The following is a 15,382-nucleotide window of genomic DNA, read 5'->3' as shown; positions in this document are numbered from 1 at the left end:
ACGCTACGCCGCGATTTCCCCTCATCGGAATCCATGAGGGGTAGAATTCCTCTATGGAGAATTCAGGCAGTCCTTCGCCGAGCCCCTCGCCGAGCCCTTCGTATCCGGTGAGCGCCGCCGGCAACGCCCTGCGCGTCGTACGGCTGCTGCACGAGCTCGACGAGCTTCGGGTGATGGACGTCGCCGAACGGCTCGGCGTCGCGCGCTCGACCGCGCACCGGATCCTCGCGATGCTCGTCTTCGAGGGTTTCGCCGTGCAGGACCGCCACAAGGTGTACCGGCCGGGGCCGGCTCTGCGGGCGATCAGGGGAAGCCAGGCGCCCCCTCCTCCGGACCTGATCACCATCGCCCATCCCCACCTGCAACGGCTGGCGGACGCCGTCCGGGAGACGACCCACCTGATGGTGCTCGAGGGCAACGGCAGCCGCTTCCTCGACGGCGTGGAAGGCCCGCAGGCACTGCGCGTCAGCTACCGCACCGGCACACTCCTGCCCGCCCACGTGACCTCGGGCGGCAAGGCCCTGCTCGCCGCGCTGCCGACTGACCGGCTCCGGGCCCTCTACCCCAACGGGCTCCCTGAGGACCGGGCCGAAGCACCCAAGGACTTCGAGAGCCTGATGAAGGAGCTGGTGTCCGTGCGCCGCCACGGCTACGCCCTCAATTTCCAGGAGAGCGAGCGCGGAGTGCACGCCGTCGGCGTGTGTGTGCGCGACCGTACGGGTGCCGCCGTAGCCGCCGTGGTCGTGGCGGCTCCGTCCGTCCGGTGCACCCGCGCACGGCTCGCTGAACTGTCCCAACCCCTGCTCGCGACAGCGCGGGACATCGGTCAGGGTCTGTGAACGGCGGCGGCGCACGCCACCTCGACCCACAGGGTGGCGCGCGCCGTAGCAGTCGTCGAGGAATGCCGCACGACCTCCGCGAAGGGACCCCGGTGAACGCGCAGTCGCAGTCTCGGACGATCTCTGGTCACAGCCTCAGAACGCGCTCGGCGTTGCCGTGCGCGATGCTCGCGAGGTCGGCCGGCGCGTACGGTGCCGAACGCAGGAACGCCACCGCCTCGGCGCTGGACTCGAACGGGTAGTCGATGGAGAACAGCACCCGGTCGACACCGACGGCATGGACGGCTCCCAGCAGCGCGGCATGGGACATGACTCCGCTGGTGGTGGCGTACACGTTGTTCCGCAGGTAGTACGAAGGCTGGTGCCGCACCCTCTTCTCAACCGGGACTTGGACGGGGTAGCGGCTGTCGAGCCGAGCCATCTGGAACGGCAGCAGCTCGCCCATGTGACCCAACATCACTGACGCGCCCGGGAACTCGTCGAACACGCCACCGTAGATCAGCCGGAGCGCATGGGCGCCCACCGTCGCGGTCCAGCCCCAGGACGGCCCGACCAGCAGGGGATACCCGTCGAAGACACGCCAGTTGTCGGCCGGAATGACAGCCGGATGCAGATACAGCGTCACGCCGAGGCGCTCCAGCTCGGCCCATACGGGCCTGAACTGCGGCTCGTCCAGGTAGTGCCCCCGTACATGGTCGTTGTACAACACGCCCTTGAGCCCGAGCTCCTTCACCGCTCGACGCAGCTCCACGACCGCGGCCTTCGGGTCCTGCAGCGGAAGCACCGCGAAGCCCGCGAACCGGTTCGGATGACTGGCGACCACCTTGGCCAGATAGTCGTTGACCCGCCGCGCCACGGCCACCGCCTCCGCCGGATCCTCGATCACTTCGAGACCCGGCGTGGAGTACGAGAGGACCTGTATGTCGACGCCATTGGCGTCCATGTCCGCCAGCCGCAGTTCGGTCACGTCGTCCAGGCGCCGGAACCACTCCCGCTTGGTCTCTTCCGTTGCCTCCAAGCGCTGACGGATCGCTGCCTCCTGCCGGATGACTCCGGGAATGGAGAACGCTTCCTCCACGGCCACGATGCGCATCTTCTTCTCCTTTTTGGCGTTCCGATGGTCTTTCGAGCCGCCGACCGTCATGGAGTCACGGCTACCAGGGACTACCTCCGCGGCGAGCGCGGGTTGTCCCGCAGCCAGACCGCCGACCACGGCAGTTCCTCCGGCAGCGGCAGCAGTGGCGATGAATCTTCGCCGGGTGGACTTCGCAGGAGGCTCGGTACGGGGCTCAGCGGGCGGATCCATGGCTTGGAAGGAACGGTCGTCGGGCATGTCCACTCTCCCTCTGGGGCGCGCGGGTGATTGCCAGGGTCCTGCCGATGGCTGTTGCGCTCCGCGAGGGTGCGCGTCGTTCACGATCAGGCCGATGGCCCTTCGAGCCGCAGCCGTCGAAGGCATGGCGGCAGGCAGGGAGTGGGCTGGTGGTGACCGGCTCGCAGAGTTGACGGGCCGCGTCCGACGGCCGGGTCACACTCCGGAGCGCTCCTGGGTGACGTGGGGCTGCGACCCACTCCCTCTCTTGAACTGGAGCCAAGCTAGTTCTAGGATATTTTCCAGTCAAGGCCAGTGACGTAGCAGAGACAGACTCGGCCTTACCTCATGACTCATAGTCAAGAACCCGAGCGGTCTGTCCATCTGTACCGACCGCCACGGCCAGCCCACACACGGGCTACCCCGAATCGTCAGACTGGTCAGCTTCCTGGTCCGTCCCGCATGAGCCGCGTGGTCGGGGTCTGCTCGCGCAGGGTCTTCCCGGGGCGGGTGAGGTGCCGGCGGCTGTGCCGGGCCTGCGATGAGCCGCGTAACGATCTGAAGGAACGTGAGAGTGGAACAGACCATGATGGCGGTCCGCCTGTTCGAACATGGCGGGCCCGAGGTGCTCAAGTACATCGAGGCACAGATCCCCGACATCGGCCCCGACGACGTCTTGTTGCGCGTGCACGCCACGGCCGTAAACAGCTGGGACCTGCGCTACCGCTCGGGCAACCTGCCCCAGCCTCTGCCGGGACGGCCGGCCTGGCCCCTGCCGTTCCAGCTCGGCCGTGACGCGGCCGGTGAGATCGTCGCCACCGGCGAGAACGTCACCCGCTGGCGCACCGGCGACAGGGCGGTCCAGCTTCCGCACCCGCCCTGCCGCAACTGCGCCCTGTGCGTACGGGGACTCGAAAACCTGTGTGTCGACACCGCCTATCCCGGACACCAGGTCTTCGGCGGATACGCCCAGTACGTCGCACGCCGCCAGGACGCCGTCCTGCCCATCCCCGACGGCGTCGACTACGAGACGGCCGCGGCCACCATGTGGACCTACACCACCCCGCTCAACTGCGCCCGGCAAGCGCCCGTCGGCCCCGGCGACACGGTGGTCATCACCGGCGCCAGCGGCGGAATGGCGATCGCCTGCGCACAACTGGCCAAGCTGAGCGGGGCCACCGTCATCGGCACCACAACCAAGCCGGACCGCGACGAAGCACTCCGCAAGCTCGGCTACGACCACATCGTGCACTCCACCGACCCCCGGATGCCGGCACAGGTTCGGGAGCTGACCCACGGCCTGGGCGCCGACGCCGTCTGGGACTGCGTCGGCGGCAACGACTTCTTCCAGCTCTCCCTTGCCTGCACACGCCTCGGCGGAACGGTCATCGTCCTTGGCACACCGACCGACCAGGGATCCCGCCTCGAACTGGACGCACTCGCCCTCATCGGCCAACAGGTCAAGATCGCCAGCGTGCGCGGCGCCACTCTGCGCGACCAACAACTGTGCCTGGAACTGCTGGCAGACAAAAAGATCACCCCGATCATCGACCGCGCCTACCCCCTCGAAGAAGCGGCCGAAGCCCACACCTACCTCGAAAGCCAACGACAGACCGGCAAAGTCATCCTCCTGCCCTGACGCCCGGCCAACCACCGAAGGGGTACGGATGCGGTCCGGGGCGGCGGTCTTCACGGGCCGCCCCGCCGCTGTTCGCTGCGTGACCCCGCCGGGGGCTTCGCGCACACCGTGCGCAGCCTGGCCTGAGCGGGACACAGGTCGTCAGGCGCAGGTACGGGGAACTCCGTACGGGCGTCGACCTGGAACTGACCGTAGACATGCTCGTCGGGACCCTGCTCCACGGTCTACGGCCCGTCGCCTCCCTGCGCTGACACCTGGCTCCGGCGCACCGCACGCAGTGGGAGCGCGAACCCGGCATGGTGGTGGAGTCCCTGTGCGGGGTGCCTCTCCCCTTCTTCAGAGACACCCCGCTGCGTCAAGAGGGCTCAGTCTCGCGCGGCGAACGCGGTGGCCGCTTCCTCGAAGGACGCGGGTTCACGGTCGAGCAGCATCCGCAGGACGTTGCTGTTGCCGCGCAGGCCGTGCCGGTCATAGTCCTGCCACATGGCGCGCATGTCCAAGGCTCGGGACGCGGAGTCGACCACTCCCGGCGGGAGCGGTGCGACCGCCCAGTCCACCGTCCTCGCCTCCAGATCCAGTCCTCGTGCACGCCCGGCGAAACGCACCGCCTCGGCCAACGTCAGGGCGGGTCAAGCGAGTTCGTAGGCAGCCGAACCGTGCCCCTGTTCGGAGAGCACTCTCATTCCGGCTTCCCCGAAGCCGCGCAAGTCGATGAACGAGAACTCGTTGTCGACGCCGAACGGCACCTCGACGGGGCCGGCCGGAGCCCTCCCCCACGTCGACAGGACGATCTGCGCGAACATCGAGGGCTGGAGGACCGTCCAGTTCAGCGGCGAGGCCCGCACGGCGGCTTCGGCGTACGCCTTGCGCAGGTGGTGGCGCAGCCCGGGGGTGTGCGGGTGGAGGACGGACAGGTACACGAACCGGCGGGCGCCCGCGTGCTCAGCCTCCTCAAGTGCCCTGATGGCGAGCAGTCTTCCTCCGGGTGGAACGCCGGCGGAATCATGAACACGAAGTCCGCGTCCTTCAGTGCCTGGCGGACTGTGTCCGGCGTCTCCAGGCCGGCCTCGACAACGTCGTCCACGCCCAGGGCAGCCACCCGTTCCCGCCCCGCCGGTCCGTGCACCACGGCCCGGACCCGGAACGGAGTTCGCAGCGCGGCCTCCAGCACGTACCTGCCGCAGAGCCCGGCCGCCCCGACCACTGCGGTCAGGGGGGTTCCTGGCTGCGTACGGCTTCTGATTCGGACACTTTCCCGGCCTCCTCCTGCTGTTGTGAGGCGGCTCCGCGGAGCCGGTGACAATTGTGCGTCGGGTCAGGGGTTGATCACGGTCATCCACATCGGGTCGTCGGCACGTTGCTCTATGGCGTCCATGGCCTTGAGCGCTTCGGTGAGCGGGAACCGATGGGTGATGAGCTCGTCGGCGGTGAGGGTGCCTGTCTCGAGCAGCCGCAGGACATCCGTCGTGTCCTCGCGCGTGCACGCGCGAGTGGTGACGAAGCGCCAGCAGTTCATCATCAGGACGATAGGGGGCAGCGACAGCGGGGTGGAGTTGGCACCCATGTGCACGAGTGTGCCGCCGGTGGCCATGCCGGCCATCGTCTGGCCGAGGGCGGGACCCTCCGGGATGAAGTCGATGACGGCGTGGGCTCCCTCGGGTGCCAGCCGGCGCAGCCTGCGGGTGAGAGTGCCGTCGGTCGACCAGTCCTCAGGGAGTTCGTCGAGTGCGACGATGTCGGCCGGTATGCCGCCGGCGAGCCCCGCGACGCGCTGGAGACGCTCTGTGTCGCGGCCTACGAGGATGAGACGGGCGACTCCGAAGTGCTCCGCGAGTCTGACCGTCGCGGTTCCCATGGTGCCGGTCGCGGCGGTCACCACGAGAGTGGCCCGTTCCGGAAGGTCGGCGCACTTGAGTGCGCGTACGGCGTTGGCCAGATCCTGGACCTTGGCCGCGACGTCGAAGCTGACGGAGTCCGGCAGGGAATCGATCAGCCAGTGCGGGACACGGACGTACTCCGCGAGTCCGCCGTCGTGGTACTGCTCGTACAGGGGCATCGGAGCAGGCCCGAAGGCGGCGTGGCCGAGCATGGCCTGCTGGGCGCACATCATGTCCCGGCCGGTACGGCAGTAGTCGCACTCACGGCAGTTCAGCAGGGGGTGGACCCGCACCCGGTCGCCAACCGCGTGGCCGGTGACGTCGCGGCCGACGGCGGAGATGACGCCTGCGGCCTCGTGTCCCAGGGTGGTGGGCAGGTGCTTGATCGCCCCCATCTGGAGCAGGCGCATGATGCCCGGCGCCAGGCCGGCGGAGGCGACCTTCACGACCACGTCGAGCGGACCTGGCTCGGGGACGGGTATCTCGTCCAGTGCGAGTGCTTCGGCGCCTTGGTGCGCTCGCAGGGCAAGCATCGTGGCCATCAGTGGACCTCCACGGTGAGGCTCGGAAGTTGTTCGGGGGTGTAGGCGTTCGCCGTCCGTGCGGTCTCGGCGACCTGGTGCAGTTCCTGGTGCGAGAGGAGACTGACGTAGTCACCGGGCTCGGTCACCACGCTGGCGTGGGAGATGCCGAGCGGGATACGCACGAAGTCGCCCGGCTCGAGGTCGAGGATGCCGCGCTGGGTGATCAGCGTGCGGTGGCCGTGGGCCTGGTACTGGATCTCGTCGGCGTCGAGGGTGCGCCGGTAGCGGCGCTGTCCGCCAGGGGTGGTGGTGACCATGCCGAGGCGGATGCGATCGGTCGTGTACAGCCAGGTGACGTCCTGACCGGGATCGGCCCGGAGCACCGCCATCCGCTGGTCCTCCTGGTGCACCTGCTCGAGCAGGAGCTGTTCGTCGACCCCGAAGACGGTGACGTCGTGGCCGGCCGCGGCCATGCACTGGGTAATCGCCTCGTTGGCCTCGCCGGGCTGCCAGCCGGGAAAGGGCGGGAACACGGCCCCCGACTCCCGCTGGGCCGGCGCCAGCTCGGTGACCGGTGCGGGGATGTAGAACAGCAGGTGGCTGTCCTCGCGGCCGTAGTTGTCGTGGGCGACCCCGCGGGGGATACGGGAGAACTCGCCGGACTGGAACTCGATCACGCCGAGTTCCGACATCAGGGTCCGCTCGCCGCCGATCTGGTAGGAGATCTCGTCGACGTCGCAGTTGCGGTGGTAGAACGGCTGCCGGCCGTCCATTTTCTGCCACTCGACACGGATCTCGTCGTTCTCGTAGACATCGCGCGGCCGGGCGAATGCCTCTGGCTCGTACTGCTGCGGGTAGTGCACCACGGTCAGCAGCGGGTGCTCCTGCCACAGTTTGACGGGCACCTTCGGGGGATGCGGCGGCGAGAGCAGCAGATCCTCGTCGCGGACGATACTGCGCAGCGGATGGTCGGAGCCCAGGGCCATGACGTCTTCAACGACACTCACGGGGACCTCCTTGTCCTTCGGTGAACGGCTGGATCAACTTGGGCGACATGGAGTGAATGTGTGCCTCCGCCTGCTGGCCGAAGCTCGTGGCAGTGGTCACCTCTTTCGGCCCCAGTACATCTCGATGCCCTTCCACTCCATCAGCTGAGGGCTGTCGACCTTGTCCCCGAACGCCTCGCGGATCTGCTCTCCGGAGTAGTAGGGGATGTCGTCCACGGGGACGTGCCCGAAGAGTTTGTCGAACCACTGCCGAAGGTGGACGTCGGAGTCGATACGGGAGAAGAACGTCGCTCCCTTCAGGACCGCTTCGGCCAGCACAATGCGCCGGCCGGGCTTCATCACCCGCAGCAGGTCCGCAGCCGTCTCAGGCCAGTCGTCACAGTGCTGTGTCGCCTGCAGCACGGCGACACAGTCGTATGCCTCGTCGTCCACCGAGTCCGTGTACGACCAGCGCCAGCAGCCGACCTGGCCGTTCCGCCCGGGAACCTTGCCCAGGACGGCGTTTCGTCCGTCCTTGATGATCTCCACGGTGTCGATGACGCCCTCCGGTCCCACCAGGGCCCGCATGTCCTCGACCCACCCGGCGGGAGCGATGCCCTCACCGATGAGCAGAACCCGGTCTCCGCGACGGAGTTCGAGGAGACCGTAGACGATCTCGGAGATCGGCCGCGCCAGCTCCTGCCAGATGTACGGCAGGCCACCGGCGATGGCCATGGCCATTTCCCACTTCGCCCGCAGCTTGACATCGTGGATCTCCGGGCCGAAGCGCTCCTCGTCCCACGGCTGGATGTACCCCCACGGGTCTCCGCCACCGAAGCTGTCCTTGGCTTCCGTACTCATGTCGTCATGTCCTCCGTTGACTGCCGGAATCGTGTGGTGAGGGCGGCATTTCACCGGCTGGAACGCCGCCGCCGCGCCCTGACCTCAGGGCGCCGATGCCTTCGACCTCGAAGCGCACCTCGGTGCCCCCGTCAATTGGTGAGGCGCAACGGCACCATCGGGCTGCCGCATATGGGCAGTCACGCGGATGGTCTGCCGTCTGCTAACAGGTCGATCCCGGCAGCGGGCCGGCCCAGAGCCAGGCAGTGGCTCCCGGTATCGCTGTGATCAGCGGGAGTCACCATGACACTCCCTCTCTCTTGAACCCAAGACGAGCGTAGCACCGCACACTATCGGTCAGAAGTCTTGTGTTTTTCCAGGTCTTCCATACAACGACATCCGCGTGTAATTCTGACCCGGGTTCAAGAGATGGGACCATGAGTGGTCCGACCCTTGCTCAGGAAGGCAGATCTTCAATGTCTGACCAGCACGAGAGAGCCGCATCCCGGCGCGTCCTGATCGTGGGAGCAGGGCCTGTGGGCCTCGCCCTCGCGACCGAGTTGGGGTGGCGTGGTGTACCGGTCACCGTGATCGAACAGGGCGACGGCCACGTGCCCTTTCCAGCAGGTGAAGCGATCTTTTCGCGCACCATGGAACATCTGCGCCGCTGGGGGTGCGCGGAAGAGGCACGCACGGAGTCGGCACCGCCCCCGGACTACCCGCATCGCACGGTGTTCGCCACCTCCGCCACGGGGCGCGTCCTCACCGACTTCGACTACGGGGTCACCAACAGGTCTCCGGGCGTGTACACCCAGCTGACGCCGGAGGGTCCCGCGTTCCTGTCCAAGTTCTCGTTCGTGCCGTTGCTCGCGCGCACCGCCGGCGAACTGCCGGGAGTCGAGATCAGGTACGGCACCCGCCTGGAGACCATGGAGCAGGACTCCGAGGGTGTCCTGGCCGTGGTGCGCGACGTGGCGAGCGGCGCCACCGAGACGCTGGCCGGCACGTATCTGGTGGCCTGCGACGGAGGCCGCAGCGGCATCCGTCGGGCACTCGGCATCGAGTTCGAGGGCATGTTCGCCCAGGGGCACAACTTCGCCGTGCACTTCCGTGCACCGCAGCTACTGGACCTGCTGCGGGAACGGCTGGGCGGGCCCGCGGTGCAGATCCACACACTGTCGTCGGCACGCAGGCCGTACATCACGGTCGTCAACGGCGTGGACGAGTGGCGGCTCTCGGTCTACCTGGACGAGGAGCCCGACCCCGATGACGCGGTCGCCTGGATACGCGAGGCCGCCGGTGCGCCGATCGACGTGGAGATCCTCGCAGCGCAGCCCTGGAGCGGACACTGCGTGGTGGCCCGCACCTACCGTGAGGGGCGGGTGTTCCTCGCGGGCGACGCGGCGCATCTGCTCTGGCCCAAGGGAGGCTTCGGCGCCAACACCGGGATCGGTGACGCCGTGGACCTCGGCTGGAAGCTCGCCGCGACACTCCAGGGATGGGGAGGCCCGGCGCTCCTGGACAGCTACGAGCAGGAGCGGCGGCCGATCGCCGTCCGCAACGTCACCGAAGCCTCCAGCAACTGGAAGGCCGACGCGCGGCTCGTCCCCGATCCGGCGCTCGACCGCATGGACGCGGAAGGCGAACGGCTGCGCCGTGAGCTGGGCGAGGAGATCCGCCGGTCCCGGGCCAAGGAGTTCCGCTGCACGGGTGTCCAGCTCGGATACCGCTACAGCGGCTCCCCGATCTGCGTGCCGGACGGCAGTCCGGAGCCGCCCGACGAGCCGGACGAGTACGTGCCGTCGACATGGCCCGGCTGCCGCGCACCGCACGTCTGGCTGCCCGACGGCAGTTCGGTGCTCGACCACTTCGGGCGCGGGTTCACGCTCGTGGTCTCGGGTTCCGCGGACCCGACGCCCCTGGTGGAGGCCGCCCGCCGGTGTGGTGTGCCGTTGACGGTGCTGCGCCTCGCCGACCCGGCCGCCGAGGAGCTGTACGAGCGGCCGCTGGTGCTCGTCCGCCCGGACGGTCACGTCGGCTGGCGGGGCAGGCAGGCTCCGGCGTATCCCGCCGCCATGCTCGACGTGCTGCGCGGGGCGGCACTTCCGCCCCGGGACGCGGAAGCGGCCGGTGCGAGGCGGGCGGTGTCAGCGGGAGTCGGGCCTCACCTCGTCTGAGGTACCGCGTTCAGCGCTTCCGCCCCTTGGCCGCCGTACTCCTGGCCACGACGGACTCCAACAGGAACCGGATCATCTCGTGGGCCGGTCTGTTCCAGTCGTTGGGCACGTGCGCCCCTTCGAAGACGGCGACCGCGACATCGCGGACGAGCTCGGCATCGATGCCGGAGGAGTCGTCGAGGCCGCGCTCGGCCAGGAACTCGTCGACCAGTCCGACGATCCACTTCAGGAAGGTGTTGTGGGCCTCGCGAACTGCCTCCGAATGGGGAAGCCGGTCGTGCATGGCCTGGTGCAGCGGCCGGGAGTAGCGCATGTCGGACAGCCCGCGCACCAGGCGGCTCAGTGGGTCGGCACCGGCCTGCTCCTCGTTCAGGATGCGGATCTCGCGACTGAGCATGCGGTTGATGACGGCGGCGAAGATGTGGTCCTTCGAGTCGAAGTACCAGTAGACGTTGCCCCGGGCCACGCCGGCGGCGGCACTGATGTCCGCCATCGTCGTCTTGTCGTAGCCCTTCGCCAGAAAGAGCTCGGTGGCCGCGGCTAGCAGATCACCCGTGCGCTCCTCCCGGGGGATCTGCTGGCGGTTCCGCGGCATCCCGACTCCTCCCGTGAGTTCACTCGTCTCCCGTGAGTGTAGACACCCGGCAGGCCGCCCCCTGTGCGGGAGGAAGGAGTGCCGTGCCCACCGGGCCCCGGCGAGGAGTCCCCGGAACCTTCGCCGCGGAAGTGGCGGCGCGTTCCACGCACGGCGACGGCGGACATCGGCGCGGCGGCAGGGGTCGCCCGGGGCAATGTCCACGGGTCCTACTCGTCGCGGTGATGGACTCGCCCTATCGGGCGTCGTACGAGCGACTCGGCCACTCGTCGGCTGTGCGGGAGACCCACGAGCGGTTCCTGCACCGGATGTGGTCGAGTTCGGTGGCGATGCGGGCCGTGCCGGCCGGGATGAGCAGGCTGGCCCGGTGGGATGCCAGGTGCGGTTCTTCGGCGATCTTGAAGTCGTCCGGGCCCCGGATACGGGCAGACCGCACCGCCGGCCAGGTCGGAGCGTTCGACGGTCTCCCGTGAGGGGACGCGTTTCGGTGTCCGCCGCCAAGGACCGGATGGCCCGATTGACCAAGCCCAGCGCGGCCGGTCGACGCTTGTTGCAGGCGGGCCCCGGGGGCGCCCTGCCTCCGCCTGAGAACTGCGCACTCGGACCTGCTCGTCGGCGCTCGGTTCCAAGGCCGACGGACGGCGTTCCTCCAGGCCGCCGCTCGTCGGTTCAGTCCGTTGTGGGCCGGGCGAGGCCGTGGTCGTAGGCGAAGATCACGGCCTGGATGCGGTCGCGGGCTCCGATCTTGGCCAGGACACGACCGACATGCGTCTTGACCGTGGACTCGGACAGCACGAACCGCGTGGCGATCTCCCCGTTGGTCCAGCCTTTGCCGACGGCCACGAGGATCTCGCGTTCACGGTCGGTCAGGGCGGTGAGCCTCGGGTCCTCGGCCGGGTCGGTTCTGTGGGAGGGGACGTACTGGGCGTACTCCTCGAGGAGGCGGCGGGTGAGCGCGGGCGCGATGACCGCGTCGCCCACGGCGACCGCGCGGATCCCGGCGAGGAGCTCCTCGGGGCGGGCGTCCTTGAGGAGGAAACCGCTCGCGCCGGCCCGCAGGGCGGCGTGGACGTACTCGTCGAGGTCGAACGTCGTGAGCACGAGGACGTGTGAGCGGCCGCCGGCGGCGACAATGCGGCGGGTGGCCTCGATGCCGTCCATGCCGGGCATGCGGACGTCCATCAGGACGACGTCCGGGCGCAGTTCGGCCGTCTTGCGGACGGCCTCGGCGCCGTGTCCGGCCTCACCGACGACGTCGGTCTCGGGGACGGAGTCCAGGAGCAGGTGGAAGCCGTAGCGTTGCAGCGGCTGGTCGTCCACGATGAGCACGGTGGTCATCGGTCACCGCCGCTTCCCGGCGTGAGGTCGAGGACGGCCTCGACGCTCCATCCTCCGCCGGCCGTCGGTCCCGCGCTGACATCGCCGCCGTACAAGGCCGCTCTCTCCCGCATGCCCACCAGGCCATGTCCTTCCTCGTTCGGCGGTCCGGGCGATGTGTCCGAGCCGGTGTCCTGGACCCGAAGGGTCAGCCGGCTGTCCTCGACGAGGATCGCCAGGTGTACCCGGGTGTCGGGTGCGGCGTGCTTCAGGGTGTTGGTGAGGGCTTCCTGGACGATGCGGTACACCGTCAGCTGCACCCCGCTGTCCAGGGCGTCGACGTCGCCGGAGGTCCGGTAGACAACTTCCAGTCCGGCGGCGCGCACCGTGGCGCACAGGGCGCCGAGGTCCAGGATGCCGGGCTGCGGGCTGAGCTCGGGCTCACCGGTTGGACCGCCACCGGCCTCGCGCAGCACGCCGAGCACGCGCCGCAGTTCGCCGAGGGCCTGTCGGCCGGTGTCGCCGATGAGCAGCAGGGCCTCCTTGCCTCGCTCGGGTTGGGTGTCCGTGGCGTAGGCTCCGGCGTCGGCGAGCGTGATGATGACGGACAGGTTGTGGCCGACGATGTCGTGCATCTCGCGGGCGACACGGGTGCGTTCGGTGGCCGTGGCCAGCCTGCTGCGCTGGTCGCGCTCGATCTCCAGCCGGGCCGCCCTCTCGCGCAGTCCGGCGAGCTGGGCGCGGCGGATCCGGACCATCATGCCAAGCGCGAGGGCCGCGGTCGCCGTGCTCAGCAGGAAGAAGAGTGCGTCCCCGACGGACACGACCGAGGACACGCGGACCGCGACCAGCACCATGGCGGCCGCCATGGCCGCACAGGCGTACGACAGCTGCCGCAGCCGCCCGTGCAGGGCCAGGCTGTACAGAGCCACGAAGAGGGCGATGTCCGCGCGCAGCGCGGCGCCCAGGGACCACTGCAGGACGAACACCGCGGCGATGAGGCCGAAGGCCACCGCGGGCTTGCGCCGCCGCCACAGCAGCGGCAGTACCAGGCCGGCCTGCAGGGCCAGCACTCCCACCACGGGCAGGTGGGTGAAGGCGACCCGCAACCGGCGCGGGCTGTCGCCGTCGTCCACACCGCCGTGAATCAGGTCGGGCAGGCAGAACATCAGGAAGACCAGGACGACGATGGCCGTGTCCAGCATCCAGGGACGTGTCCGGTCGGCCTGCCGCAGCCGCTGGCCGCCTCGGGAGAGCCGGGCGACCAGCGGTCCCATGCCGCTGATGTCTTCGGTGGTCACGGACGTCACCTGCCCATGATGCGGGCGTCAGACGTCACTGCGTACGAGCCGGTACGCCGCGCCGCCCAGCGCCAGCACCGTCCAGCAGAGGAAGACCAGCAGTCCCGCGCCCGGCGAGAGGGTCGTGGAGTCGTGGGTCAGGGCGAACATCGCTTCACCCGCGTTGGACGGCAGGTAGGGACTGATGTCGTTCTGCCAGGAACTGGGCAGCAGGGAGATGAGCCCCGGGATCAGCATGAACGTGGCGACCAGGACCGAGATCCCGCCGGCCACCGACCGCAGCAGTGCGCCAAGGGTTGCGCCGATCACCCCGACCAGGCCGAGGTACAGCCCTGCGCCGAGCAGACTCCGCAGGACACCCGCGTGGGAGAAGCTCATGTCCGCGGGCGTGCCCGAGACGATGCCGCTCCCGATCAGGAAGGTGACGAACGCACCCAGCGTCCCGACCGCCAGGGCGACCAGCCCGAACACGGCTGCCTTGGACCACAGCACGGGCAGTCGGCGGGGCACCGCCGCGAGCGTCGAGCGGATCATGCCGGTCGAGTACTCGCCCGCCGTGACCAGCACGCCGAGCACACCCAGGGCCAGCTGGGCGAAGTTCGTACCGAACAGGGACAGGCTGACGGTCGTCGAGTCGGCGAAGTCCGAGTCCAGGTTGCCGGAGTCGATTCCGGACTTGTAGCGGCTCGCGGCGATGAGACCGAAGGCGACCAGGAAGAGCAGGCCGAGGCCCAGGGTGATCCAGGTCGAGCGCAGGGACCACAGTTTGGCCCACTCGGAGGCCAGCACGCGTCGTCCGGTTACCCGGTAGACGGGTCGGGCGGGGGTGGTGCGCGGTTTCTCGGCGGTTGCGGTGAGAGTGCTCACGCGGGCCTCCCGGCGGCCTCGAGGGTCTCGATCCCCGTCGTGGTGCCGTGGTACTCCACGGCATCCCTGGTCAGGTCCATGAACGCCTCCTCCAGCGACACCGTCCGCGCGCTCAGCTCGAACAGCGCGATCCCGTGTTCGGCGGCCTTCAGTCCGATCTCGCGGGCGGTCAGACCGGTCACCTGGAGTTCCTCGGAGCCGATCCGGCCGGTGACGTCGACGCCCGGCCCGGCCAGCACGTCCCGCAGACGCGCCGGGTCCTGGGCCGCGACGTTCACCATGTCGCCGCCCGCCTTGCGGATGAGTTCCGCCACGGTCGTGTCGGCCAGTAGCCGGCCGCGTCCCACGATGATCAGGTGGTCCGCCACCAGGGCCATCTCGCTCATCAGGTGCGAGGACACGAACACCGTCCGGCCCTCGTCGGCGAGCCCCTTGAGCAGGTTGCGGATCCAGAGGACGCCCTCCGGGTCCAGCCCGTTGACCGGCTCGTCCAGCATCACCGTCTGCGGATCGCCCAGCAGTGCCGCGGCGATGCCGAGCCGCTGGCCCATTCCGAGAGAAAAGGCGCCGGCTCGCTTCTTCGCCACACTGCCCAGTCCGGCGAGGCCGATGACCTCGTCGACCCGGCTGCCTGGAATGCCGTGAGTCAGCGCGAGTGCCTTGAGGTGGTTGTACGCGGAGCGGCCCGGATGGATCGACTTCGCCTCCAGGAGAGCACCGACCTCCTGCAACGGCGCCTGGTGCCGGGCGTAGTGGTGACCGTTGACGGTGACGGAGCCGCTCGTCGGGGCGTCGAGGCCGACGATCATGCGCATGGTCGTGGACTTGCCCGCGCCGTTGGGCCCCAGGAAGCCGGTCACCGTGCCCGGCTTCACGACGAAGTCCAGCCCGTCGACAGCCGTCTTCTCGCCGTATTTCTTGGTCAACTGCCGTGCGTCGATCATGCGCGTTCTCTCTCTCGGGCTCCGGCGTCCGTCACTTCGACGCCGCACCGGCAACGCTAGGTGCCGAATCACCCCGATCCGGTGGTACCGGGAGGCTGACCTGCGCCGTACGCGTGGTACCGCGGTACTACGCACCCACCTCCGGTGCTTTCCGTGTTCGTCGG

Annotated in this window: 15 protein-coding genes; 3 read left to right on the top strand and 12 right to left on the bottom strand. The window is 69.1% G+C overall.

Annotated elements, in window-relative coordinates; genetic code table 11:
• The first annotated feature begins 53 nt into the window (after positions 1-53).
• Entirely contained in the window at positions 54-839 is a 786-nt protein-coding gene (locus tag ACH4ZA_RS15395) for an IclR family transcriptional regulator (RefSeq protein ID WP_398429769.1), read from the top strand.
• Positions 840-966: 127 nt separating this feature from the next.
• On the opposite strand, the gene ACH4ZA_RS15390 is transcribed toward ACH4ZA_RS15395, so the two are convergent.
• Entirely contained in the window at positions 967-2,172 is a 1,206-nt protein-coding gene (locus ACH4ZA_RS15390; protein ID WP_398429768.1) for an amidohydrolase family protein, read from the bottom strand.
• Between the two features lie 553 nt (positions 2,173-2,725).
• Here ACH4ZA_RS15390 and ACH4ZA_RS15385 point away from each other — a divergent pair.
• Positions 2,726-3,790, top strand: coding sequence for a zinc-binding alcohol dehydrogenase family protein (locus ACH4ZA_RS15385; RefSeq protein ID WP_398429766.1), 1,065 nt, complete (start codon positions 2,726-2,728; stop codon positions 3,788-3,790).
• A gap of 629 nt (positions 3,791-4,419) precedes the next feature.
• Here ACH4ZA_RS15385 and ACH4ZA_RS15380 read toward each other — a convergent pair.
• The 5 genes from ACH4ZA_RS15380 to ACH4ZA_RS15360 all read right to left on the bottom strand — a co-directional run bounded on the left by ACH4ZA_RS15380 (position 4,420) and on the right by ACH4ZA_RS15360 (position 8,038).
• A complete protein-coding gene (locus ACH4ZA_RS15380) occupies positions 4,420-4,710 on the bottom strand; it encodes an SDR family oxidoreductase (RefSeq protein ID WP_398429884.1) in 291 nt (96 codons plus the stop codon).
• Positions 4,617-4,994, bottom strand: a complete 378-nt coding sequence (locus tag ACH4ZA_RS15375; RefSeq protein WP_398429765.1) for an NAD(P)H-binding protein — start codon at positions 4,992-4,994, stop codon at positions 4,617-4,619. Before ACH4ZA_RS15375 ends, ACH4ZA_RS15380 begins: the two co-directional genes overlap by 94 nt.
• A gap of 111 nt (positions 4,995-5,105) precedes the next feature.
• A complete protein-coding gene (locus ACH4ZA_RS15370; RefSeq protein ID WP_398429764.1) occupies positions 5,106-6,209 on the bottom strand; it encodes an alcohol dehydrogenase catalytic domain-containing protein in 1,104 nt (367 codons plus the stop codon).
• The gene (locus tag ACH4ZA_RS15365) at positions 6,209-7,198 is read right to left on the bottom strand and encodes a hypothetical protein (RefSeq protein WP_398429762.1); all 990 of its coding nucleotides are present in this window, start codon (positions 7,196-7,198) and stop codon (positions 6,209-6,211) included. Before ACH4ZA_RS15365 ends, ACH4ZA_RS15370 begins: the two co-directional genes overlap by 1 nt.
• 96 nt (positions 7,199-7,294) lie before the next feature.
• Positions 7,295-8,038, bottom strand: a complete 744-nt coding sequence (locus ACH4ZA_RS15360; RefSeq protein ID WP_277437018.1) for a hypothetical protein — start codon at positions 8,036-8,038, stop codon at positions 7,295-7,297.
• A gap of 416 nt (positions 8,039-8,454) precedes the next feature.
• On the opposite strand from ACH4ZA_RS15360, the gene ACH4ZA_RS15355 reads away from it, so the two are divergent.
• Positions 8,455-10,194 carry an FAD-dependent monooxygenase gene (locus ACH4ZA_RS15355; RefSeq protein WP_398429760.1) on the top strand — a complete coding sequence of 580 codons (1,740 nt, stop codon included), beginning with the start codon at positions 8,455-8,457 and terminating at the stop codon, positions 10,192-10,194.
• A gap of 10 nt (positions 10,195-10,204) precedes the next feature.
• Here the strand turns inward: ACH4ZA_RS15355 and ACH4ZA_RS15350 are convergent, their stop codons facing one another.
• The 6 genes from ACH4ZA_RS15350 to ACH4ZA_RS15325 all read right to left on the bottom strand — a co-directional run bounded on the left by ACH4ZA_RS15350 (position 10,205) and on the right by ACH4ZA_RS15325 (position 15,218).
• Positions 10,205-10,789, bottom strand: a complete 585-nt coding sequence (locus ACH4ZA_RS15350) for a TetR/AcrR family transcriptional regulator (RefSeq protein WP_398429758.1) — start codon at positions 10,787-10,789, stop codon at positions 10,205-10,207.
• A gap of 235 nt (positions 10,790-11,024) precedes the next feature.
• The gene (locus ACH4ZA_RS15345; protein WP_398429756.1) at positions 11,025-11,225 is read right to left on the bottom strand and encodes a hypothetical protein; all 201 of its coding nucleotides are present in this window, start codon (positions 11,223-11,225) and stop codon (positions 11,025-11,027) included.
• A gap of 233 nt (positions 11,226-11,458) precedes the next feature.
• Entirely contained in the window at positions 11,459-12,127 is a 669-nt protein-coding gene (locus tag ACH4ZA_RS15340; protein ID WP_398429754.1) for a response regulator, read from the bottom strand.
• The gene (locus tag ACH4ZA_RS15335) at positions 12,124-13,383 is read right to left on the bottom strand and encodes a sensor histidine kinase (RefSeq protein WP_398429873.1); all 1,260 of its coding nucleotides are present in this window, start codon (positions 13,381-13,383) and stop codon (positions 12,124-12,126) included. Before ACH4ZA_RS15335 ends, ACH4ZA_RS15340 begins: the two co-directional genes overlap by 4 nt.
• A 51-nt stretch (positions 13,384-13,434) precedes the next feature.
• Complete coding sequence (locus ACH4ZA_RS15330; protein ID WP_398429753.1) at positions 13,435-14,274, bottom strand: ABC transporter permease; 840 nt, start codon at positions 14,272-14,274, stop codon at positions 13,435-13,437.
• Positions 14,271-15,218: an ABC transporter ATP-binding protein gene (locus ACH4ZA_RS15325; protein WP_398429751.1), complete on the bottom strand. Its 948-nt coding sequence runs from the start codon at positions 15,216-15,218 to the stop codon at positions 14,271-14,273. Before ACH4ZA_RS15325 ends, ACH4ZA_RS15330 begins: the two co-directional genes overlap by 4 nt.
• Positions 15,219-15,382 lie beyond the last annotated feature (164 nt).

Source organism: Streptomyces sp. NPDC020597 (assembly GCF_044335095.1).
Classification (GTDB): Bacteria; Actinomycetota; Actinomycetes; order Streptomycetales; family Streptomycetaceae; genus Streptomyces.
The sequence above is the reverse complement of the archived record's forward strand: the minus strand, read 5'-3'. Positions and strand labels throughout refer to the sequence as shown.